This is a genomic window from Nocardioides sp. JCM 18999, assembly GCF_055391175.1.
In genome coordinates this window covers 312,070-331,678 of record NZ_AP043887.1, presented here as the reverse complement: position 1 = coordinate 331,678, position 19,609 = coordinate 312,070, and the positions used below count along the sequence as shown (strand labels likewise).

Below are 19,609 nucleotides of genomic sequence, written 5' to 3'. Positions count from 1 at the left end.
CGGCCTAGGCTCGACCTCATGGCCGATGCCGAGACGGTGCTCGTGACGGGCGCGACGGGCTTCGTCGGGTCCCGGTTGGCGGCCGAGCTGGTCGATCGTGGCATCGGCGTTCGGGCGATGACCCGGCACCCGGAGCGCTACGACGGCGCAGGCACCGCGGTCGGTGCCGACGTCGGGGACCCTGCGTCGCTGGCGCGGGCGCTCGACGGGATCGACGTCGCCGTCTACCTGGTGCACTCGCTCGACCACCCGGACTTCGAGGCGCGTGACGCTGCCGCTGCCCGGGCCTTTGGACAGGCTGCCGCCGAGGCGGGGGTGCAGCAGATCGTCTACCTCGGCGGACTCGGCGCCGACGACGGGAACCTCTCGCCCCACCTGCGCTCGCGCCGCGAGGTCGAAGGGCTGCTCGGCAAGGCCGGCGTCCCGGTCACCGCGCTGCGGGCCGCGATCGTGGTCGGCCACGGCGGGATCTCCTGGGAGCTGACCCGCCAGCTGGTGAAGAACCTGCCTGCGATGGTGGTCCCCCGCTGGACGTCGACCCGGACGCAACCGATCGCGCTGGACGACGTGATCCGCTACCTCGCCGGGGTCGTCGGCGACCCCCGGACGCACGGGCAGGTCTACGAGATCGGTGGGCCCGAGGCGATGACGTACGTCGACATGCTTGAGATCGCCGCCGAGGTCATCTCCGGGCGCCGCGTGCCGATCGTTCCGGTCCCGCTGCTGACACCGAGGCTGTCGTCGTACTGGCTGGCGCTGGTCACCGACGTCGACGTCACGACCGGACGCAACCTGATCGACTCGATGAGCACCGAGGTGGTCGTGACCGATCACCGGATCCGCGAGCTGGTCCCCGGCAGGCCGCTGCCCTACCGGGAGGCGGTGCGGCGCGCGGTGGCCGATCGTCTGCACGACGGCGGCGAGCTCTGAGATCAGCCGAACAGCAGCGGCAGCACCAGGAGCATCGCCAACGACCAGGTGCAGTGCGTCAGGATCGGGGCGAGGACCCCGCCCGAGGCCCGACGCTCGAGGCCGACCACGATGCCCAGCAGGACGGCCGCGACCGCGAGCATGACGTTGCCGGTCGCCGCGGTCGCGATCACGTAGACGAGCGTCGACCACAGCACCGGACGGGCGGGTACGGCGGCGAAGACCGCGCCACGGAAGAAGAGCTCCTCCGCCACCCCGTTGACCAGGGTGATCACGACCAGCACGGCGAGCGAGCCGCGGTCGGCGAAGTCGAGGACGGAGCTCACCTGGTCGTTCAGCGCCGGCAGCTCCCGGACGAGCAGCCCGCCGAGCACGAACAGCGCCGCGAGCGCGAGCCCGACGACGATCGGAGCGAGCACCGGGCGGACCGGATCACCCTCGCCCGTCCAACGTGGGAGGCGGCCGAGGTGGAGAGGGCCCGACAGGAAGGCGCCGCCCGCCCAGACCGCGGCCAGTGCCAGCCCCGCCGGGTAGAACCAGGGGTTCCCCGGTTCGATCCGCAGCGAGAGGCCGAGCAGGATCGCGCCGACCACCAGCACGGCGATCGTCACGACCTGACGCCGGTGCTCCATGACGTCGAACCTACGCGCTGGTCTGCGAGGATCGGGCCGTGACGTCCGGCCCGCTGATCGAGATCCGCTACTGCACCCGCTGCAAGTGGCTGCTGCGGGCGCAGTGGTACGCCGCCGAGCTGCTGCAGACGTTCGAGGACGAGCTCGGTGCGGTGACGCTGGTGCCGATGACGGAGGAGTCCGGCACCTTCCGGGTCGACGTCGTGGTCGACGGCACGACGACGGCGGTCTGGAACCGGAAGCGGGACGACGGGTTCCCGGAGATCACCGAGCTGAAGCGCCGGGTGCGCGACCTGGTCGCGCCGGAGCGGTCGCTGGGGCACGCGGACAGCCGCAGCTGACGACGGAAGCTCCCCGGGTAGGAGTCGAACCTACGTCGCTTGTCCTGATTCAAAGTCAGGCGGGCCCTGCCGGCAGACCAACCGGGGAAAGCGACACCGACCTTATCCGGGGAACGACATCGGCGTTGATTCGGCGTCCCAGTCCGGCCATCTCGGCGGACCAGACCGGCCATCTCGGCGGACCAGACCGGCCACCTCGGCGGACCAGACGGGCCATCTCGGCGAAATCGACGCACTACGCTGCCGAACGTGACCCTCGCCGACCAGCTCCTCGACGCGCAGGTCGCCTGGTTGATCGGGCAGATCACCGGGCCGGGGTTCGTGGGGGTGGTGGAGGCCGACCTGCGGAGCGTGCTGGAAGCCTCGGCGCAGACGCGGCTCGACGCGGTGGTCGACGGCGACGAGGTGAAGCGGGTGACGCACCGGCTGCTGGCGCAGGTGCCGCCGAGCGTCACCGCCGCCACGGTCACCGAGATGCTCGCCGACCTGGTCCGGCAGGGACCGCCGGCGGGGACGACTCCGGCGGACCTGATCGATCGCGCGTCCCTGGAGCACCTGCTGGGGGCGCTGCCCGCATCGACCGACGCGCTCGAGCAGCTCCTCGAACGGCTCAGCACCAACCCGCAGCTGGCCACCATCGCCTCCGGGTTCGTGGGCCGGATCGTCAACGACGTGGTCGCGACCAACCGGGCTGCGGCCGAGAAGATCCCGGGCGTCGGGTCGCTGGTCTCCCTCGGGGCGAACGCGGCCGGCCGGGTGATCGGCGTGGCCGACAAGCAGATCGACGCCCTGATCGGCGAGACCGCCGCCCGCAGCGCCGGCTTCGTCACCCGCCGGCTCAACCGGATCATCGTCGACACCCTGCGTGAGCCGAGCCTGCGTGAGGCGGTGCTGGCGGTCTACGACGAGTACGCCGACCAGCCCGTGCCCCCGCTGGCCGACCTGGTCTCGGCCGAGGAGGCCGCCCGGATCGGCGGGCTGGTGCAGGACGTGGTGATCGGTGGCGCGACCGCGCAGCCGGTGCTCGACCTGGTCGATGCGGTCGTGGACGCGTTCCTGGCGATCTACGGCGAGCACTCGATCGCGTCGCTGATCGAGGATCTCGGCCTGACCGACGCCGAGGTCGCCGCCGACCTCACGCCGGCGCTGGTCCGGGCGATCCGGGCCGTGCACGATGCCGGCGCACTGGAGGCGATGCTGCGCGAGCGGCTCGCGCCGTTCTACGCCTCCGCCGAGGTCAGAGCCCTCCTCGACGGCGACAGCCTCAACGGCTCCAGCTGACCCGCATCCGGGCGACGGCAGGGTCCGGGTCGTCGTACATGTCGAGCCCGGGGGCGACCTCGCAGAGCTCCACGGTGCCGCCGTAGGCCTCGATCTCGCCCTGCAACCAGGCCGGGTCGAAGCGTCGGGTCAGTCCCTGCGGGCCGGGTTCGGGCAGCTCCTCGCCCTCCACTGCGGCGGAGAACTCGAGGAACAGCTTCTTCCCGCCGCTGCGCAGCGTGGTCGAGGCGAGCCGGAACAGGTGACGCCGGGCCTCCTCGTCGAGGGAGCCGATCAGGCCGCGCGCGTACAGGTGGTGCGGGTCGAGGGTCAGGGCGACGATCAGCGCCATCACCAGCCGGGCCTCGTTGAGCACGAGCAGCTCCACGGTGACCTGCTGGTCGTCGAGCTCCTCCTTGCGTCGTCGCATCGATCCGATCGCGGGCCGGGAGTAGTCCATCGCGAGCACGGGATGGCCCAGGCTGCCGAAGTAGAACGAGTCGCGACCGCTGCCGGCGCCGAGGTCGGCCACCTGGTCGCCCTCGCCGAGCTGGGGTGCCACCCAGGTCGCGAAGTCGGACCCGGTGGTCGGGATCCGCTCCAGCCCGTGGGGGCTGAAGATCGGCTGCCACAGCGGGACCTCGGTGCGGAACCCGCGGAACCAGCCGTCGAGCCGACGCGTGCCGAGCGGGTTGTCCTGGTAGCGGAACCCGGGGTCCGGGACGCGCCACTTCTCGCCGTAGATGAAGGCGAGCATGGCCTCGGGAACCTTCGGCGCCGGGAAGGTGACGCCCTCGAGCTCGATGGTGCCGAGCGGGAGCAGGTTGGCCTCGACGTCGAACGACCCGTTCCGGTTGCCGAACTGGTAGAAGACGTCGTTGATCGTGAACGCGGAGAAGATGTCGATGTGGGCGCTGCTGCCGTCCGAGAGCGGCCAGATCACCTTGATGTCGCCGGCCGACATCCGCAGCACCGTCCAGTCCAGCTCCCGCAGGGCGCGCTGGATCCGGTAGCTCTCCGCGATCAGGTCGACCGGGGCGTCGTGCGCGCTGTAGTAGCAGACGTCGACGTCGGAGTCGTGGCCCAGCATGGTGCCCTGCCGGACGGCACCGAGCAGCGCGCCGTAGCAGAGGTAGGCCTCGACGCCGCAGCGTTCCTTGAGCTCGCGCAGCACGGTCAGGGTCGCGTCGAGCAGCTCCGCCTTGACCCCCGAGGAGGTCTCCTCGAAGGAGCGGGTCAGGTGGCCGACCTTGTCGATCGAGTACGGCGCCCCGGTCTCGTCCACGAAGGCGACGCGGTCGGGGGAGGAGTCGAAGGCGATCTCCTCGTCGACCACGACCCGCTCGTCACCGAAGGTGGCGACCCGGACCCGGGTGGTCCCGCGCAGGAACGGCTTGAGCACGGCGGGCCAGGAGACCTGGGTGCGTGCGCTCTCGCCGATGCCGACGTGGGTGCCGTCCCGACTGGGCGTGAAGGACCAGATGTACTGGTCGTCGAAATGGACGAGCAGCGGCTCGTCGGGCGCGCCGGTGAGGTTCAGACCGTCGCGCCCGATCTCGGGGCGCTCCACCTCAGATCGATCCGCGCAGCGCAGCGACGAGGGCGTCGACCCGCTCGTGATCCTTGTCCTCGATCGCGATCAGGATCTCGGCGAGCTGGTCGGTGATCTCCTCGACGCGAGCACGCAGCACGCGGTTGTCCGCGACCTCGGCTTCCAGCCGCGCGACACGCTCGCGCAGGGATTCGACGGCGGCCATCAGATGTTCTCCTTCGTCACAGGCCCGGTCGCCCTCCGGGCGACCTGTGGCCAGGTCACCCGCAGGCGACACACGGCCGGGTCGGGGGCATCGAACATGTCCACCCCTGCCCCGATCTCACGGTAGTCGATACGCCCACCGGCAGCCTCGATCTCAGCGACCAGGGCGTCCACGGGCAGCCGGGCGATCAGCCCGGCGGGGTCCGGCGTCGGTGCGCCGGGGGCCGCCGCCTGGAACTCCAGGAACAGCGACTGGCCGCCACGCAGCGACATCGAGGCGAGCCGCCACAGGTTGTCGCGGGCGGCCTGGTCGAGACAACCCACGAAGTGGCGGGCGTAGAGGTGGCGCGGGCTGCGCGCCAGCCGAGCGCCCAGCACCAGGGTGCGGCGCAGCTCGTTGAGCATCGTCTGGTCGGCCTTGACCTCGCCGGGCACGGCGCGGCTGCGGGCGAAGGACCGGCGCGAGAAGTCGATCGCCCGGACGTTGCGACCGGCCTGGGCGAAGTACCGGGTGTCGCGGGCGGTGCCGGCGCCGAGGTCGGCGATCTGGTCCTCGGCAGGGAGCTGCTCGTGCACCCAGCGGGCGAAGTCGGACGGGGTCTTGGGGACCTGGCCGGCACGCTGGTCGTAGACGTCGTTCCAGGCGGCGAGGTCGTCACGGAACCCTCGGAACCAGCCGTCGAGACGGGCGACACCGTGCCGGTTGTCGCGGTGCACGAAGGACGGGTCGGGGACCTTCCAGTGCGGGCCGTAGACGAAGGCCAGCATCGCCTCGGGGTTCTTGGGCGCCGGGAACGTGACGCCCTCGAGCTCGATGGTGCCCAGCGGCAGCAGCTCGGCGGCGGCGTCGAAAGAGCCGGACCGGTTGCCGAACTGGTAGAAGACGTCGTTGATCGTGAAGGCGCCGAAGATGTCGATGTGCACCTTGATGCCGCGCTCGATGATCCGCACGACCTTGATGTCACCGCCGGACATCCGGGTGACGACCCAGCCCTCGGCACGAACGATCCGCTCGACCCGGTAGCTCTCGGCGATGATGTCGATCGGCGTGGTCTGGTGGCTGTAGAAGCAGACGTCGACGTCGGAGTCGTGGCCGATCATCTTGCCGTTGCGGACCGCACCGAGCAGGGCGCCGTAGCAGAGGTAGGCGTCGACGCCGGCCTTCTCCCGGAGCACGTCGAGCACCTCGACGGAGGCCTGCAGGATCTGCTGCTTGAGCTCGAGCGGCGTGTCCAGGAACGAGCGGCCGAGGTGGCCGACCTTGTCCACCGAGAGCGGCTGACCGACCTTGTTGACCACCGCGACCCGTTCGGTCGAGGTGCCGAACTGGTGCTCGGCGTCGAACCACTCCTGCTCACCCGCGACGTCGGTGAGCCGGATCCGGGTCGGGCCGTCGAGGAAGCGGACCAGGTTGGGCGGCCACGCGATGAAGACGCCGCCGCGCCGGGGCTGACCGTCGCGGACCGGGGTGAAGGACCAGATGTAGCGTCCGTCGAACTCGACGGTGACCGGTTCGTCCGGTGCGTGCGCCAGCCAGATCCCCTCGGCGGAGATCACTGCTCCGCCCGCTGAGGGGGCCACTTAGATCGTCTTGCGGTACTGCGACAGGATCGCGCGGACCTGCTTCTCGTCGCGGTCCTGGATCGGCACCAGGAGCTCGGCGACGACGTCCGAGAGCTCAGCCACCTTGCGGTGCAGCTGGCGGTCGGCCTCGAGCTCGGACTCCAGCGCGAGCACACGGCCGCGCAGGCTGCCCTCGAACGCCTTGGTCCCCCGCACGCGGTCGCGGACCTTGCGGGCGAAACCCTTCGCCTTCTCGCTGTTGGCGCTCGCCATCAGTGAATCTCCTTCGTTGCTGCACCCGCGGATGGGGATGGCCAGGTCGCCTTGATGCGCGCCACGGCCGGGTCTGGATTATCGAACATATCGACGCCGGGTGCGACCTCACGGTAGTCGACGCGTCCTCCGGCAGCGATGATCTCGGCCTCGATCAGCGCCGGATCGACGCGCTGGACCAGGCCGGCCGGGGCCGGGTCGGCGGCGCCGGGCGCGGTGGCGGAGAACTCCAGCCACAGCGCCTTGTCGCGCCGGGTCGTGGTCCGGGCCAGCAGGTAGAGGTTCTGCCGGGCCGGGGCGTCGAGGCACCCGATCAGCTGCCGGGCGTAGATGTGGTGCGGCCACCGGGAGAACTCGGCGATCTGCCAGAGCACGTGCCGCAGCTCGTTGAGGATCAGCTGGCGCGCCCGCACCTTGTCCAGGCCGCGTTCGACCTTGAGCGCCCGGGTCTCCACGATCGAGCGCCGGGAGTAGTCCGAGGCCCGCACCTTGTGCCCCTGCTCGGCGAACCAGATGCTGTCGCGGCCGTTGCCGGCGCCGAGGTCGAGGACGGGCTGGGCCTCACCGATCTGGTCGTTGACCCAGGCAGCGAACTCCGAGCCGGTCCGCGGGACCTTCGACCTCTTCCCGGCGGTGCCGCGCAGCAGCACCGTCCAGTCCCCCATCCGGTCGCGGAACCCGCGCAGCCAGCCGTCGAGACGGGCCATCACGACCGGCTCGTACGTCGGCGAGAAGCCGGGGTCGGGCACCCGCCAGCCCTCTCCGTAGAGATAGACGAGCATCGCCTCGGGGTTGGCGGGGGCCGGGAACTCGTAGCCGTCGAGGGTGACGGTGCTCAACGGGAGCAGGTCGTTCTCGAGGTACGGCTCGCCGTGCTCGCCCAGGATGTAGAGGTCGCCGTTGATGAAGAACGACGAGAACACGTCGATGTGGCAGCTGCGGCCGTCCGAGAGCGGCCAGATCACCTTGAGGTCGCCGCCCGACATCCGCAGCACGTCCCAGCCGAGCGCCTTGAGCCGGCGCTCGATCAGGTGGGTCTCGCGGATGATGTCGACCGGCGCGGTGTGGCGGCTGGTGTAGCAGACGTCGGTGTCGGAGTCGTGCGCGATCATGCCGCCCTCACGGACCGCACCGAGCAGGGCGCCGTACCCGAGCCAGGCCTCGACCCCGCAGGTCTCGCGCAGCTCGCGGATCACGGTCTGGGTGCCGACCAGGATCTCGGCCTTGATCTCGTCGGCGGTCGACTCGAAGGAGCGGGTCAGGTGACCCATCTTGTCGATGGCCAACGGGTGGCCGTCCTTGTCCCGGAAGTCGACGCGGGCCTCGCCACTGCCGAAGCGGTGCTCCTCGTCGAGGTAGACCTCGCCGGCGACGTCCTCGATCCGGACCCGGGTCGGGCCGGTGAGGAAGGGCAGCAGCACGTGCGGCCAGGTGATCGCGGTGCCGCCACGGCGCTGCACGCCGTCGGTGGCGGGCGTGAAGGACCAGATGTGGCGGTCGTCGAAGAAGACCATGACAGCCGGGGTCCGTGCGTTGATCCCCTTGAGGAACGCGCCCCGGTCGTCGATCAAGAAGCAGCCTCCGCAGCGCGCTTGAGGTGCTGGCGCAGCGCGGTGCTCGAGGTCTGGATGGAGTAGGGGAAGTAGCAGACCTCGACGCCGACCTCGGCCATCTCGGCCTCGAGCTTGGCGCCCTTCGGCGTGCCCTTCCAGTCATCACCCTTGAACAACCGGTCGAAGCGGACGTCGTTCCAGGCGGCCCGCTTGTCCAGGCTGGTCTCGACGTAGGTGCCGTCGACGATGCCGATCGCGTCCACGATCGCCTCGCGCTCCTCCAGCGGCACGGTGGGGCGGATGCCCTTGCCCAGCTCGCACATCTCGTCGGAGACGATGCCGGCGATCAGGATGTCGCAGCGGCTGCGCGCCTGCCGGAGCATGTTGAGGTGGCCGACGTGGAAGAGGTCGAAGACACCAGGCACATAGCCGACGATCTTCGTCTCGCCCGAGGTCTCAGCGGTCTCCTCACTCATTGAGCCAGCGTATCGTCCCGGAGCACGAACTCCGGGATCGCGGCTGCCCTACGATCACCCCATGGGGCAGAAGGCACCGGCGGAGACCGACATGCTCGGCTCCTTCAGCCGTGAGCTGGTCCGGCTGATGCGCCGCACGGTGCGCCCGGACCCGGCAGCGGTCCTCGACCCGTCGGCGTACCGGATCCTCAGCGCGCTGATCGAGCACCACCAGGGCACCGCCAGCCAGCTCGGCGACTTCCTGCGGCTGGACAAGTCCACGGTGAGCCGCCAGGTGAAGTCGTGCGTCACCCGGGGCCTGTTGACCCGGGAGCTGAACAGCGAGGGCCGCGGCCGGGTGCTGATCCCGACGCCGGCCGGCGAGGCCGCGTTCCGGCACGACCGCGGCATCCAGGCGGAGGGTTTCGAGGCGATCATCGAGTCCGTGGGACGGGACCGGCTGACCACGCTGGTCGCCACGCTGGCCGACCTGAACAACGCCTTGGACGCCCACGAACGCGACAACGCCCCCGACCCGGAAGGGCCGAGGGCGTCCTGACGTCGCGGTCGTGGCTCAGTCGCGAGCGGCGACGAGCTCCGGCTCCGGAGTTGACTGCGGGGCGGCCGGCTTGACCCGGCCGAGGCTGGCGAGCAGCACCCCGAAGAAGGCGGCGCAGCCGCCGATCACGAAGCAGATCACGAAGCTGTCCTGCGTCGGCACGTCGATCCCCGGGGCCAGCGCCATCGTCTTGCTGCTCATGATCGCCCCCATCACGGCGGCGGCGATGGTGGTGCCCAGCGACCGGCACAGCGAGTTCAGGCCGACGGCGGCGCCGGCCTCGCGCATCGGGGTGGAGTCCATGATGATGGTCGGCATCGCGGCGTAGCCGATCCCGACACCGGCGCTGGCGAGCAGGCCGGCGAGCATGATCTGCCAGGGTGCGTTCATCAGGAAGCACGCCAGGACGTAGCCACCACCGATCACGGTGGCACCGATCATCAGGGTGGTGCGGGCACCGACGGTGCAGATCAGGCGGGCCGAGACCGGCGCGAAGACGAGCATCATCAGTCCACCCGGGGCCATCCAGAGGCCGGCGTGCAGCATCGTCTGGCCGAGCCCGTACCCGGTGGAGGCCGGCAGCTGGAGCAGCTGCGGGAAGACGATCGACTGCGCCATCATGCCGAAACCGATCGCGATCGCGGCCAGGTTGGTCATCAGGACCGGGCGGCGTGCGCTGGTGCGCAGGTCGACCAGCGGGTCGGCCTGGCGGAGCTCGTAGGCACCGAAGCCGAGCAGGACGAGGACACCACCGACGATGCCGGCGATCGTCTTGGGATCGGTCCAGCCCCACACGTTGCCCTTGGAGATGCCGACCAGGAAGGCGACCAGGCCGACGGTCAGCAGCACGATCCCGACCACGTCGAGCTTGGCCGGGTGGGCGTCGTTGACGTGCGGGATCGTGACGATCACCAGGAGCGCGATGAAGGCGGCCAGACCGGTCGAGATCCAGAACAGGATGTGCCAGTTCGCCGAGCCGACGATCCAGGCCGACAGCGGCAGGCCGATGGCGCCACCGACACCCATGGTCGCGCTCATCGCCGAGACGGCGGTGCCGGCCATCTTCGGCGGGACGATCTCACGGATCAGGGAGATGCCGACCGGGATGAAGCCCATCGCCAGACCCTGCAGGCCGCGGCCGACCAGCATCGGGGTCAGCGAGTCCGACAGGGCGCAGACGGCCGAGCCGACCGTCAGGATGGTCGCGCTCCCGATCAGGACCCGCTGCTTACCGAACATGTCGCCGAGGCGGCCGCTGACCACCATGGTGACCGCCGCGGTGAGCAGGGTGATCGTGATCACCCAGGTCGCGTTGGACGGGTCGGTGTGCAGCAGCTCCGGCAGGTCCGGCTGGATCGGGATCACCACGGTCTGCGTCAACGCGGCCGCGAGGCCACCGAGGCAGAGGGTGATGACGGCGAGCAGCGGCGAGGCCGCGGCCTTCTGCGGCGCGACAGCGGCAGCAGGGTGGGACATGGGGGTTTCTCCAGACGATCTAGTTGCACCGTGCATACGGTTGCAAGGTGCAACTATAGGTCGTCGTCGGCGATGGCGGTATCCCGGGATCGACGTGACGACCGTCACGTGGTCCCGGTGCTCACCTCGGCCAGTACGGTGGCCCGCGTGAGCGATGCAGCGGTGACCACCCAGCAGGTACGACGGGCCCTGGCCCGCGCCGAACGCGGCGCCGCGCTGAACCAGGACGAGGCCGCCGTACTCCTGGCTGCGACCGGCGAGGAGCTGGACCGGCTCACCGCGGCCGCGGCCCGGGTCCGCGATGCCGGTCTGGTCGCGGCCGGCCGGGTCGTCGACGGCCGCGGCGTGGTCACCTACTCCCCCAAGGTCTTCATCCCGGTCACCCGGCTGTGCCGGGACAAGTGCCACTACTGCACCTTCGCGACGACCCCCGGACACCTGGCCCGCGACGACAAGGAGGTGTTCCTCTCCCCCGACGAGATCCTCGCGATCGCCCGCGAGGGCGCCGCGCTGGGCTGCCTCGAGGCGCTCTTCACCCTGGGCGACCGGCCCGAGGAACGCTGGCCCGAGGCGGCGGAGTGGCTGGAGTCGCGCGGCTACGACTCGACGCTGGCCTACGTCCGCGCGATGGCGATCCGGGTGCTGGAGGAGACCGGGCTGCTGCCCCACCTCAATCCCGGCGTGATGAGCTGGGAGGAGCTCAACCGGCTCAAGCCGGTCTCCCCGTCGATGGGGATGATGCTGGAGACGACCTCACGACGGCTCTTCGAGACGAAGGGGTCGGCGCACTACGGCTCCCCCGACAAGGACCCGGTGGTGCGGCTGCGCACCCTGGAGGACGCGGGTCGGCTCTCGATCCCGTTCACCACCGGCCTGCTCGTCGGCATCGGTGAGACCCGGGAGGAGCGCGCCGACACGATCTTCGCGATCCGGGAGGTCTCGCGGCGGTTCGGCTCGATCCAGGAAGTGATCGTGCAGAACTTCCGGGCCAAGCCCGACACCGCGATGCGGCACCGCGACGACCTGGACCTGGACGAGTACCGCGCCGCGATCGCCGTCACCCGGCTGGTGCTCGGGCCACGGATGAGGATCCAGGCGCCGCCGAACCTGGTCGACCTGGCCGAGTGCGCGGCGCTGCTGGGCGCCGGCGTGGACGACTGGGGCGGCGTCTCGCCCCTCACCCCCGACCACGTGAACCCCGAGCGGCCGTGGCCGACGATCGATCGGCTGCGTTCGATCACGGCCGCCAGCGGGCTCGACCTGCGGCCGCGGCTGACCGTGCACCCGACGTACGTGACGAAGTCCCTCACTGGCGGCGAGGCCTGGATCGATCCGCGGGTGCTCGGCCACGTCAGCGCTCTCGCCGACGCGGACGGCTTCGCGATCGAGGGCGCGCGCCCGAGCGGCCAGCCGTGGCAGGAGCCGGACGGCGGGTTCGCCGGCTCCGGATCCGGGCGGGGTCGCACGGACCTGCACGCCTCGATCGACACCACCGGACGCACCGCGGACCGGCGCGACGACTTCGACACCGTGTACGGCGACTGGGACTCGGTCCGCTCGGCCGCTCTCACCACCGGCGCACCGGCGGTGCTGCACGCCGAGGGTGTCGCCGCCCTGCGCGCGGCCGAGGCCGACCCGGGCCAGCTCTCCGACGAGCACGCGTTGACCCTGATGACCGCCGAGGGCCCGCTGCTCGACGCGGTCGTCGCGCTGGCCGACTCGCTCCGCCAGGAGGTCTCCGGGGACGCGGTCACCTACGTGGTGAACCGGAACATCAACTTCACCAACGTCTGCTACGTCGGCTGCCGGTTCTGCGCCTTCGCCCAGCGGAAGACCGATGCCGACGCCTACTCGCTCACCCTGACCGAGGTCGCCGATCGGGCCGAGGAGGCCTGGAACCTCGGCGCGACCGAGGTCTGCATGCAGGGCGGGATCGATCCCGAGCTGCCGGCCACCGGCTACTTCGACCTGGTCAGCGCGGTCAAGCAACGGGTGCCCGAGATGCACGTGCATGCGTTCAGCCCGATGGAGGTGGTCAACGGGACCGCCCGGACCGGGCTGTCGATCGAGGACTTCCTGATCAAGGCTCGCGAGTCCGGTCTCGGCTCGCTGCCCGGCACGGCCGCGGAGATCCTCGACGACGAGGTCCGCTGGGTGCTGACCAAGGGCAAGCTGCCCGCCAAGACCTGGATCGAGATCGTCTCGACCGCGCACCGGCTCGGCATCCCGACGACCTCGACGATGATGTACGGCCACGTCGACAACCCGCGGCACTGGGTGGGCCACCTGCGGGTGCTGTCGCGGATCCAGGATCTCTCCCTGGCCGAGGGACGGCGCGGGTTCACCGAGTTCGTGCCGCTGCCGTTCGTGCACACGTCGTCGCCGATCTACCTCGCCGGCGCGGCACGGCCCGGACCGACGATGCGCGACAACCTCGCCGTGCACGCGATGGCGCGGATCCTGCTGCACGGCCGGATCGACAACATCCAGACCTCGTGGGTCAAGCTCGGCGTCGACGGCACCCGCGCGATGCTCAACGCCGGCGCCAACGACGTCGGCGGCACGCTGATGGAGGAGACCATCTCCCGGATGGCCGGCTCCGAGCACGGCTCGGCCAAGACCGTCGCCGAGCTCACCGAGATCGCCGCCGGGATCGGTCGTCCCGTGGTCGAGCGCACGACGACGTACGGCGTGCCGACGCGCGGCTGATCGCGATCGCTACCAGGGCTGTGAGGCCCAGTGGGTGAAGGCCAGCTGGCAGGCGGTGACGATGCGGGCGTTCTCCTCGGCGTCCCTCACCGCTACCCGGACCGTCCGCCCTTGGTACGACGCGGACATCGGTGACAGGTCACGCAGGTACACGTCGTGGCGACGGCACTCGGCGACGAACGCCGCTGCGCTCGGGGCGCACGGAGGCAGCACCAGGTTCAGGAAGTTCGTGGCGCCCTCGTCGACCACGAGACGGTCGTCGATGCCGGCGAGGTCGGAGGCCAGCTTCGCTCTCAGCTCGTGGGTGTGCTGCCAGCTCTCGAGGTAGTGGGGCAGGTCCGTCATGGCGGCCACGGCTGCCATCTGCGCGGGCAGGCTGACCGGCCACGGCGGCGTCCAGCGGCGCAGCTCCGCCGTGACGGAAGGTTCAGCGACGAGGTAGGCCGCACGCAGCCCGGAGAGGGCGAACATCTTCGACAGGGACGTGCACACGACCACGCGCGGGTTGATCGCGGCGAGGTCGGCCAGCGACTCCTCGAGACTGACGTAGCCGAGGTAGGCCTCGTCGATCCACCACCGGGTGTGCTCCGGGGCGGCATCGATCACGGCTTGCAGGTCGGCGGCCGGCAGGTGCCGTCCGGTCGGGTTGTTCGGGTTCACCACGACCACGAGGTCGTAGGTGCCGGCGGCGACGACGGCGGTCAGCCTCTCGGGATCGATCCGCCAGCCGTCCTCGGGACGGAGGTGGAGCCGGTCGACCCGGCAGCCGATGACGCGCTCGGTGACGTGGGCGTACTCGCCGTAGCCCGGATCCATCAGCAGGACCCTGCTGTCAGCGGTCAGGAAGCGGGCGAAGGCGCGGAAGATCAGGTCGGAGGACCCGGCACCGACGCTCACGGCGGCCGCCGGGATCCCCCGGACACCGGCGATCGTGTCGATCAGGCCGCCGGCGTCGGAGGGTGGCGACGTACGAGCTGCCCAGGCGGGGTCCTCGCTCAACGCCGCGAGCGCGCCGGGTGCTGGCGAGAACCAGGCGTCGAGCACGTCGGCGGCGACGATCCGGCCGCGCCGCTCCAACGTCCGGAAGTCCTTACCGATGGCGGTGAACGACGCGCCGCCGTGCTCACAACCGTCCGGCAGGGGCACGGCGGCCATGTCGAGTTCCCAGCTCACGTCGGCGAGCAGCTCCTCCAGGGCCGCCCGATGGCGTCCGAGCGTCAGCGCGGTGGCCTCCGCGATCACGGCCGTCATCACCTCGAACGCGGCGGCCCCACACGTCACGGTCCGCCCTGCCGGAGCGAGCCCGACGGCCCGGTACATCTCGAGCAGGTCGGACCTGCCCATCGCAACGATCGCGCGCCCGCCCCGCGACGACGCCCACCGCAAGGCCGCGTACATGAGCAGGTGCGCCACTCCTGCGCCGCGCCACGCGGGCTCCACGGTGAGGATCCGGACCTCGAAGACACCCTCGGTGTCGAGCAACGGGAGCTCGTCTCGGGTGAGGTACCGGTCCAATCCGTACCGTCCGGCCCACGGCGGCGTCACGCTCACGAAGCCGATCGGCGTCTCGCCGTCGGCCGCCACGAGGTAGGCGTTGTCGCCGTCGAGCCCGTCCCGCAGCCGACCGGAGGGCTCCGGCCGGTGTTGCCCCAGCTCCTCGGCGTAGACCTGGTGGCGAAGCTCGTGGATCCAGTCGAGGTCGCGTGGCGTGGCGGAGCGGAGGCGAAGTCCGGCAGTCATGTCATCGAGACTCACGTGCTGCGCCCACGTGGCGCATCCGTACGGATACTCATTTTCGCCATCGCTCCGAGTGCCAGACTGCGTCGTGTGAGCTCGTCGTCGCCCTCCACCGTCACCGCCGTGGAGGACCGTCTGTTCGGAGCGCTGGCGGTGCTGCGGCTGATCGCCCTGCTCAACGTCGTCGGACTGACGATCTACCGGCGGGGGACCTTTGAGCATCCGGTCGCCATGGTCAGCTGCGTCGCTGTCATGGCGGGATGGACCGCGTTCGCCACGTGGGCGTACAGCAGGGCGGAGCGACGAACGACCTGGCTGCTGATCGCCGATCTGACGCTCGCAGTCGGCCTGATCCTGATCACGCCCCTGGTGAAGGGCGCGGACTTCCGGGCGACCGTGCCCAGCTCGTGGATCATCTGCGCGCTCCTGGCATGGGCCATCCGGTACCACTGGCGAGGGGGCCTGGGTGCCGGAGTCCTCCTGGCCGTCGCCGACCTTTCGCAGCGCGAGGTCATCCGCCAGACGGACTACAACAACGCGTTCCTGCTGGTGCTCAGCGGAGTGATCGTCGGCTACCTGTGCGGTTCCCTCCAGGCGATGGCCGTCGAACGGGAGGCGGCCGAGCACGCCGCGGCCGCCGCAGCGGAGCGAGCCCGCTTGGCCAGAGCCGTGCACGACGGAGTGCTCCAGGTCCTCGCCCTCGTCCAGCGACGTGGTCGCGAGCTGGGCGGACCAGCCGAGGAGCTCGGCGAGCTCGCCGGACAGCAGGAGCGGGAGCTTCGCCGGTTGATCCGGACACAGAGCTCTCCGAGCAGCCCGAAGGGGACCACCGACCTGACCGCGGTGCTGGCCGACCTGGAGCGCCCGCCACACGTCATCGTTTCCACACCGGGAACTCCGGTGGAGGTCCCCAGCGACACCGCTGAGGAGCTGCTCGCCGCCGTGCTGGCCTGCCTGGACAACGTCACCCGGCACGTCGGAGAGGACAGTCAGGCCTGGGTGCTCGTCCAGCTGCATGCCGGGAGCATCGAGATCTCCGTCCGCGACGAGGGTCCGGGCATTCCGCCCGGACGCGAGGCCGCCGCCGTGGCCGACGGACGCCTGGGCATCGCCGAGTCGATCCGCGGTCGGGTGGAGAGCCTGGGCGGCACGGCGGTGCTGACGACCGGCACCTTCGGCACCGAGTGGGAGCTCACCGTCCCCACGGCTGCCCGGCAAGCAACGAGGACTCCCTCGTGACCCGGCCCGAGAACCCCGCCTCGATCCGGGTGATGGTCGTCGATGACCACCCGATGTGGCGCGACGCTGTGGAGAACGACCTGACCCGAGCCGGCCACGAGGTGGTGGCCGTGGCCAGCGACGGCACCGAGGCGCTGGCACGCTTCCCTGCGGCCCGGCCGGACGTGATCGTCCTCGACCTCCAGATTCCGGCGCCGGACGGCATCGAGGTCATCGCCCGGACCACCCGACAGGATCCGAACGTCCGCATCCTCGTCCTCTCCGCTTCGGCCGACCACGCCGACGTGCTGGCCTCGGTCAAGGCAGGGGCCACGGGCTACCTGGTGAAGTCAGCCTCGCGGGAAGAGCTCCTCGAGGCCGTTCATCGGGTCGCGACCGGCGACCCCGTGTTCACCCCGGGCCTCGCCGGCCTGGTCCTCGGGGAGTTCCAACGCATCTCCACCGAACCGCAGACCGGGAGGTCCGCGGAGAACCTGACCGTCCGCGAGACCGAGGTCCTGACGTACGTGGCGAAGGGACTGTCGTACCGCCAGATCGCCGAACGCCTCGTGCTGTCCCACCGGACCGTGCAGAACCACGTCCAAAGCACCCTCCGGAAGCTCCAGATGCACAACCGGGTCGAGCTGACCCGCTATGCGATCGAGCGTGGACTCGAGGGCGACTGACCTCGACCCTGCCCCGTACCTCGATGTGGGGACATCCAGTGCCAGAGCCGGAACGGCCGGGTCTGACCTTCGTACGCTCCAGAGGTGCAGCTGCCGATCAGACCCATTCGCGGGCGCTGGCCCCGCGGAATTGAGGGCCTGAAGCCGCTCCGACGCTTCTTCCGCGTCGATCCACGCGTGATGCTGGACCCGGACGTCGACCCGCAGACCTTCCGCGAGGCGATGTCATCGGTCTACGTCGGCGGCACGATCAAGATCACCGGCTCGCAGCGCCATCCGGAGACCGATCGGCTGCTGATCGACCACGTCGACCTCACCCGGGCTCGGATCGTCGACATCGGCGCCTCGGACGGGTCCACGTCGCTCGACCTGATCCACCAGCTGCCGCGGTTCGCGAGCTACACGATCGCCGATCTCTTCCTGATGCTCAGCGCGGTCGACGTCGGCCGGCGGACGGTGTTCTGGGACAGCACCGGGACACCGGTCCTCGTGGCCGGACCCCGGTTCGCGGCCTGGCCGTCGCTGTCCCGGCTCGTCGCGCGGCTGTACGCCCGCGTCCTGCGTCGTGCCGAGCGGGAACGTCCCCGGGCTCGCGACGTGCTCCTGCTCAACCCCGACGTGCGCCACCGGATCCGGATGGACCCTCGCGTCGAGGCCCGGGTGCACGACGTGTTCACGCCCTGGGAGGGCGAGGCACCCGACGTGATCAAGGTGGCCAACCTGCTGCGGCGGCTCTACTTCGACGACGCGGACCTGACCCGCGCGCTCGTCGCGCTGCGCGACTCGCTGCCCGAGGGCGGTCACCTGATGCTGGTCGACAACCCGCGACTCCGCGACACACCGCCGCGCGCTGGCATCTGGCGGCGCCACGGTGAGCGGTTCGTCGAGGTGGCTCGGACCGGGGAGCCGGAGATCGCCGATCTGGTCAGCCTGATCGGCTCGACTCCCGAGGCGGACGAAATGACCATCGCCGACCGAACCGGGATCGTGTGATGCCGGTTCGATCGGCGATGGATGCCGTCAGACGGGGATCAGGTCGCGGCGACGACCGCGCCGTTGTCGGACCAGCTGTTCCCCGTGACCGTCAGCACGTCGCTGGGACCGCGCGTGATCGCGCAGTTCTTCAGACGCTGGTCGCGGTTGAACTTGTTGTTGAGGAACGACGCGTAGACCGGACCGTAGGTCTTGGCCGCGATGTTGACGCTGCAGCCACCGCCGCCGATCACGTTGCCGCTCATGACGAGGTCCGTGACAGCGCCCTTGTCCTGGCTGATCATGAGCGCGGCGTTGAACGCGCCGTAGATCGTGTTGTCGGTGATCCGGATGTTCTTGCCGATGACGACCTGGATGTTGTCGTCGTGCGACGGGCCGCCGTTCCAGGCCGGATCGTTGAGCCAGTGGGTGTTGTCGTGCAGGAACGACTTCTGGACCACGACCGGGTTGGTCGAGGCGATGTGGACCGAGTCCACGACGTGGTGGATGTTGACCCGCGTCAGCGTGAAGCCGGAGCCCATGACGCCGTTGTAGTTGTCAGCCGCGGTCGGGTTGGTCGGGGCGATCTCGACGTCGGTCACGGTGAGCCCGGTCGAGAGGCTCCAGATGCCGATGTTCTTGCCACCGGGCTGGAACCGGATGATCGAGTTCTTGATCGTCACGTTCGGCGCCTTGACCTGGATCGTGCCGCGGACGTCGAGGCCGCTGATCACGGTGCCGGCCGTGGTGATCACCATGTCACCGTTGTAGACGGTGAGCGCGGTACCAGCGGGGACACCGGTGTTGGTGGCGTTCGGCGTGCTGGAGACCGGAGCGACGGGGCTCGGCGTCGGCGTCGGGACCGGGGTCGGCGTCGGCGTGGGAGTCGGCTTCGGGGTCGGAGTGGGGGTCGGGACCGGAGTCGGGGTCGGCGTCGGGGTGACGACCGGAGTCGGAGTGGGGGTCGGGACCGGAGTCGGAGTCGGCGTCGGGGTGACGACCGGAGTCGGAGTCGGGACCGGAGTCGGGGTGGGGGTCGGCTTTGCCGTCACGACGGGAGTCGGGGTCGGGGTCGGCAGCAGCTGCTGCCACCACGGACGACGCTCGCTGTTCGTGGCCGAAGCCGCGGCGGCGGAGCGCTTCACCTTCGCACACGGGACCTGCTTGCGGATCTTGGCGATCCGGGCCGCACGCGCAGCCGGCGCACGCTTGGCGGCGCGCTTGGTCAGGTCGGTGCACATCTCGCGGCGGCACGCCCGGGCCTTGACGGCCTTGCGGCTCTTCCCCTTCAGCGCCGGTCCGCACTTCAGCTTCGCCTGCTTGGCCAGGCTGACGTGGGACGCCACCGGCCGGTCGGTGTGACCTGCCACGGCGGCGGCAGCACCACCTGCGACGACGACGGCGAGCGCGGTCAGCGCAAGAACAAAAGTACGCAAGAGCGAAACCATGAAACCAACTACCTTCTCTTCGTGTGCCGGCCCGAGTGACC

General features: G+C 70.4%; 18 protein-coding genes and 1 tRNA gene. 8 read left to right on the top strand and 11 right to left on the bottom strand.

Annotation, left to right across the window (positions count from 1 at the left end; genetic code table 11):
* Positions 1-18: 18 nt before the first annotated feature.
* A complete protein-coding gene (locus ACZ5J1_RS01560; protein WP_464561882.1) occupies positions 19-930 on the top strand; it encodes an NAD(P)H-binding protein in 912 nt (303 codons plus the stop codon).
* Between the two features lie 2 nt (positions 931-932).
* On the opposite strand, the gene ACZ5J1_RS01555 is transcribed toward ACZ5J1_RS01560, so the two are convergent.
* Complete coding sequence (locus ACZ5J1_RS01555; protein ID WP_464561880.1) at positions 933-1,562, bottom strand: CPBP family intramembrane glutamic endopeptidase; 630 nt, start codon at positions 1,560-1,562, stop codon at positions 933-935.
* A 38-nt stretch (positions 1,563-1,600) separates the two neighbouring features.
* Here ACZ5J1_RS01555 and ACZ5J1_RS01550 point away from each other — a divergent pair, with 38 nt between their 5' ends.
* Positions 1,601-1,903, top strand: coding sequence for an Rdx family protein (locus ACZ5J1_RS01550; RefSeq protein ID WP_464561878.1), 303 nt, complete (start codon positions 1,601-1,603; stop codon positions 1,901-1,903).
* Between the two features lie 9 nt (positions 1,904-1,912).
* On the opposite strand, the gene ACZ5J1_RS01545 is transcribed toward ACZ5J1_RS01550, so the two are convergent.
* Positions 1,913-1,991 (bottom strand) — tRNA-Gln (locus tag ACZ5J1_RS01545).
* Positions 1,992-2,152: 161 nt separating this feature from the next.
* Here ACZ5J1_RS01545 and ACZ5J1_RS01540 point away from each other — a divergent pair.
* On the top strand, positions 2,153-3,184 hold the full coding sequence (locus tag ACZ5J1_RS01540) for a hypothetical protein (RefSeq protein WP_464561877.1): 1,032 nt from the start codon (positions 2,153-2,155) through the stop codon (positions 3,182-3,184).
* On the opposite strand, the gene ACZ5J1_RS01535 is transcribed toward ACZ5J1_RS01540, so the two are convergent.
* Genes ACZ5J1_RS01535 through ACZ5J1_RS01510 form a run of 6 tightly spaced genes read right to left on the bottom strand, consistent with a single transcriptional unit; the run spans position 3,168 to position 8,784 of the window.
* A complete protein-coding gene (locus tag ACZ5J1_RS01535) occupies positions 3,168-4,733 on the bottom strand; it encodes a class I SAM-dependent methyltransferase (protein ID WP_464561875.1) in 1,566 nt (521 codons plus the stop codon). The genes ACZ5J1_RS01540 and ACZ5J1_RS01535 overlap by 17 nt on opposite strands.
* A 1-nt stretch (position 4,734) precedes the next feature.
* Positions 4,735-4,920 (bottom strand): DUF6752 domain-containing protein, encoded by a 186-nt coding sequence (locus ACZ5J1_RS01530; RefSeq protein ID WP_464561874.1) that lies wholly within the window; start codon positions 4,918-4,920, stop codon positions 4,735-4,737.
* Entirely contained in the window at positions 4,920-6,500 is a 1,581-nt protein-coding gene (locus tag ACZ5J1_RS01525; protein ID WP_464561872.1) for a LicD family protein, read from the bottom strand. The genes ACZ5J1_RS01530 and ACZ5J1_RS01525 overlap by 1 nt, the downstream gene beginning before the upstream one ends.
* On the bottom strand, positions 6,501-6,755 hold the full coding sequence (locus ACZ5J1_RS01520) for a DUF6752 domain-containing protein (RefSeq protein ID WP_464561870.1): 255 nt from the start codon (positions 6,753-6,755) through the stop codon (positions 6,501-6,503).
* Positions 6,755-8,326 (bottom strand): class I SAM-dependent methyltransferase, encoded by a 1,572-nt coding sequence (locus ACZ5J1_RS01515; protein ID WP_464561868.1) that lies wholly within the window; start codon positions 8,324-8,326, stop codon positions 6,755-6,757. The genes ACZ5J1_RS01520 and ACZ5J1_RS01515 overlap by 1 nt, the downstream gene beginning before the upstream one ends.
* Positions 8,323-8,784, bottom strand: coding sequence for an FAD synthase family protein (locus tag ACZ5J1_RS01510; protein WP_464561865.1), 462 nt, complete (start codon positions 8,782-8,784; stop codon positions 8,323-8,325). Before ACZ5J1_RS01510 ends, ACZ5J1_RS01515 begins: the two co-directional genes overlap by 4 nt.
* Positions 8,785-8,845: 61 nt before the next feature.
* On the opposite strand from ACZ5J1_RS01510, the gene ACZ5J1_RS01505 reads away from it, so the two are divergent.
* Positions 8,846-9,322, top strand: coding sequence for a MarR family winged helix-turn-helix transcriptional regulator (locus ACZ5J1_RS01505; protein ID WP_464561864.1), 477 nt, complete (start codon positions 8,846-8,848; stop codon positions 9,320-9,322).
* A 15-nt stretch (positions 9,323-9,337) separates the two neighbouring features.
* Here the strand turns inward: ACZ5J1_RS01505 and ACZ5J1_RS01500 are convergent, their stop codons facing one another.
* Positions 9,338-10,798: an MFS transporter gene (locus tag ACZ5J1_RS01500; protein WP_464561862.1), complete on the bottom strand. Its 1,461-nt coding sequence runs from the start codon at positions 10,796-10,798 to the stop codon at positions 9,338-9,340.
* A 72-nt stretch (positions 10,799-10,870) separates the two neighbouring features.
* On the opposite strand from ACZ5J1_RS01500, the gene ACZ5J1_RS01495 reads away from it, so the two are divergent.
* The gene (locus ACZ5J1_RS01495) at positions 10,871-13,507 is read left to right on the top strand and encodes a bifunctional FO biosynthesis protein CofGH (protein WP_464561860.1); all 2,637 of its coding nucleotides are present in this window, start codon (positions 10,871-10,873) and stop codon (positions 13,505-13,507) included.
* Positions 13,508-13,516: 9 nt separating this feature from the next.
* Here the strand turns inward: ACZ5J1_RS01495 and ACZ5J1_RS01490 are convergent, their stop codons facing one another.
* Positions 13,517-15,247, bottom strand: coding sequence for an aminotransferase class I/II-fold pyridoxal phosphate-dependent enzyme (locus tag ACZ5J1_RS01490; protein WP_464561858.1), 1,731 nt, complete (start codon positions 15,245-15,247; stop codon positions 13,517-13,519).
* Between the two features lie 87 nt (positions 15,248-15,334).
* Here ACZ5J1_RS01490 and macS point away from each other — a divergent pair, with 87 nt between their 5' ends.
* From macS to ACZ5J1_RS01475, 3 genes are all read left to right on the top strand, one after another.
* Entirely contained in the window at positions 15,335-16,483 is a 1,149-nt protein-coding gene (gene macS, locus ACZ5J1_RS01485) for a MacS family sensor histidine kinase (RefSeq protein ID WP_464561856.1), read from the top strand.
* Positions 16,484-16,515: 32 nt separating this feature from the next.
* Positions 16,516-17,148: a response regulator gene (locus ACZ5J1_RS01480; RefSeq protein WP_464564669.1), complete on the top strand. Its 633-nt coding sequence runs from the start codon at positions 16,516-16,518 to the stop codon at positions 17,146-17,148.
* Positions 17,149-17,325: 177 nt separating this feature from the next.
* On the top strand, positions 17,326-18,141 hold the full coding sequence (locus ACZ5J1_RS01475) for a hypothetical protein (protein WP_464561855.1): 816 nt from the start codon (positions 17,326-17,328) through the stop codon (positions 18,139-18,141).
* Between the two features lie 38 nt (positions 18,142-18,179).
* Here the strand turns inward: ACZ5J1_RS01475 and ACZ5J1_RS01470 are convergent, their stop codons facing one another.
* On the bottom strand, positions 18,180-19,568 hold the full coding sequence (locus ACZ5J1_RS01470) for a right-handed parallel beta-helix repeat-containing protein (protein ID WP_464561853.1): 1,389 nt from the start codon (positions 19,566-19,568) through the stop codon (positions 18,180-18,182).
* Positions 19,569-19,609: the final 41 nt, after the last annotated feature.

Bases quoted from the DNA above. Each gene is read 5' to 3' on its own strand.
- ACZ5J1_RS01560 (WP_464561882.1), top strand. From the start codon at position 19: ATGGCCGATGCCGAGACGGTGCTCGTGACGGGCGCGACGGGCTTCGTC.
- ACZ5J1_RS01555 (WP_464561880.1), bottom strand. From the start codon at position 1,562: ATGGAGCACCGGCGTCAGGTCGTGACGATCGCCGTGCTGGTGGTCGGC.
- ACZ5J1_RS01530 (WP_464561874.1), bottom strand. From the start codon at position 4,920: ATGGCCGCCGTCGAATCCCTGCGCGAGCGTGTCGCGCGGCTGGAAGCC.
- ACZ5J1_RS01520 (WP_464561870.1), bottom strand. From the start codon at position 6,755: ATGGCGAGCGCCAACAGCGAGAAGGCGAAGGGTTTCGCCCGCAAGGTC.
- ACZ5J1_RS01510 (WP_464561865.1), bottom strand. From the start codon at position 8,784: ATGAGTGAGGAGACCGCTGAGACCTCGGGCGAGACGAAGATCGTCGGC.
- ACZ5J1_RS01505 (WP_464561864.1), top strand. From the start codon at position 8,846: ATGGGGCAGAAGGCACCGGCGGAGACCGACATGCTCGGCTCCTTCAGC.
- ACZ5J1_RS01500 (WP_464561862.1), bottom strand. From the start codon at position 10,798: ATGTCCCACCCTGCTGCCGCTGTCGCGCCGCAGAAGGCCGCGGCCTCG.
- ACZ5J1_RS01495 (WP_464561860.1), top strand. From the start codon at position 10,871: ATGGCGGTATCCCGGGATCGACGTGACGACCGTCACGTGGTCCCGGTG.
- ACZ5J1_RS01490 (WP_464561858.1), bottom strand. From the start codon at position 15,247: ATGACTGCCGGACTTCGCCTCCGCTCCGCCACGCCACGCGACCTCGAC.
- ACZ5J1_RS01480 (WP_464564669.1), top strand. From the start codon at position 16,516: ATGGTCGTCGATGACCACCCGATGTGGCGCGACGCTGTGGAGAACGAC.
- ACZ5J1_RS01470 (WP_464561853.1), bottom strand. From the start codon at position 19,568: ATGGTTTCGCTCTTGCGTACTTTTGTTCTTGCGCTGACCGCGCTCGCC.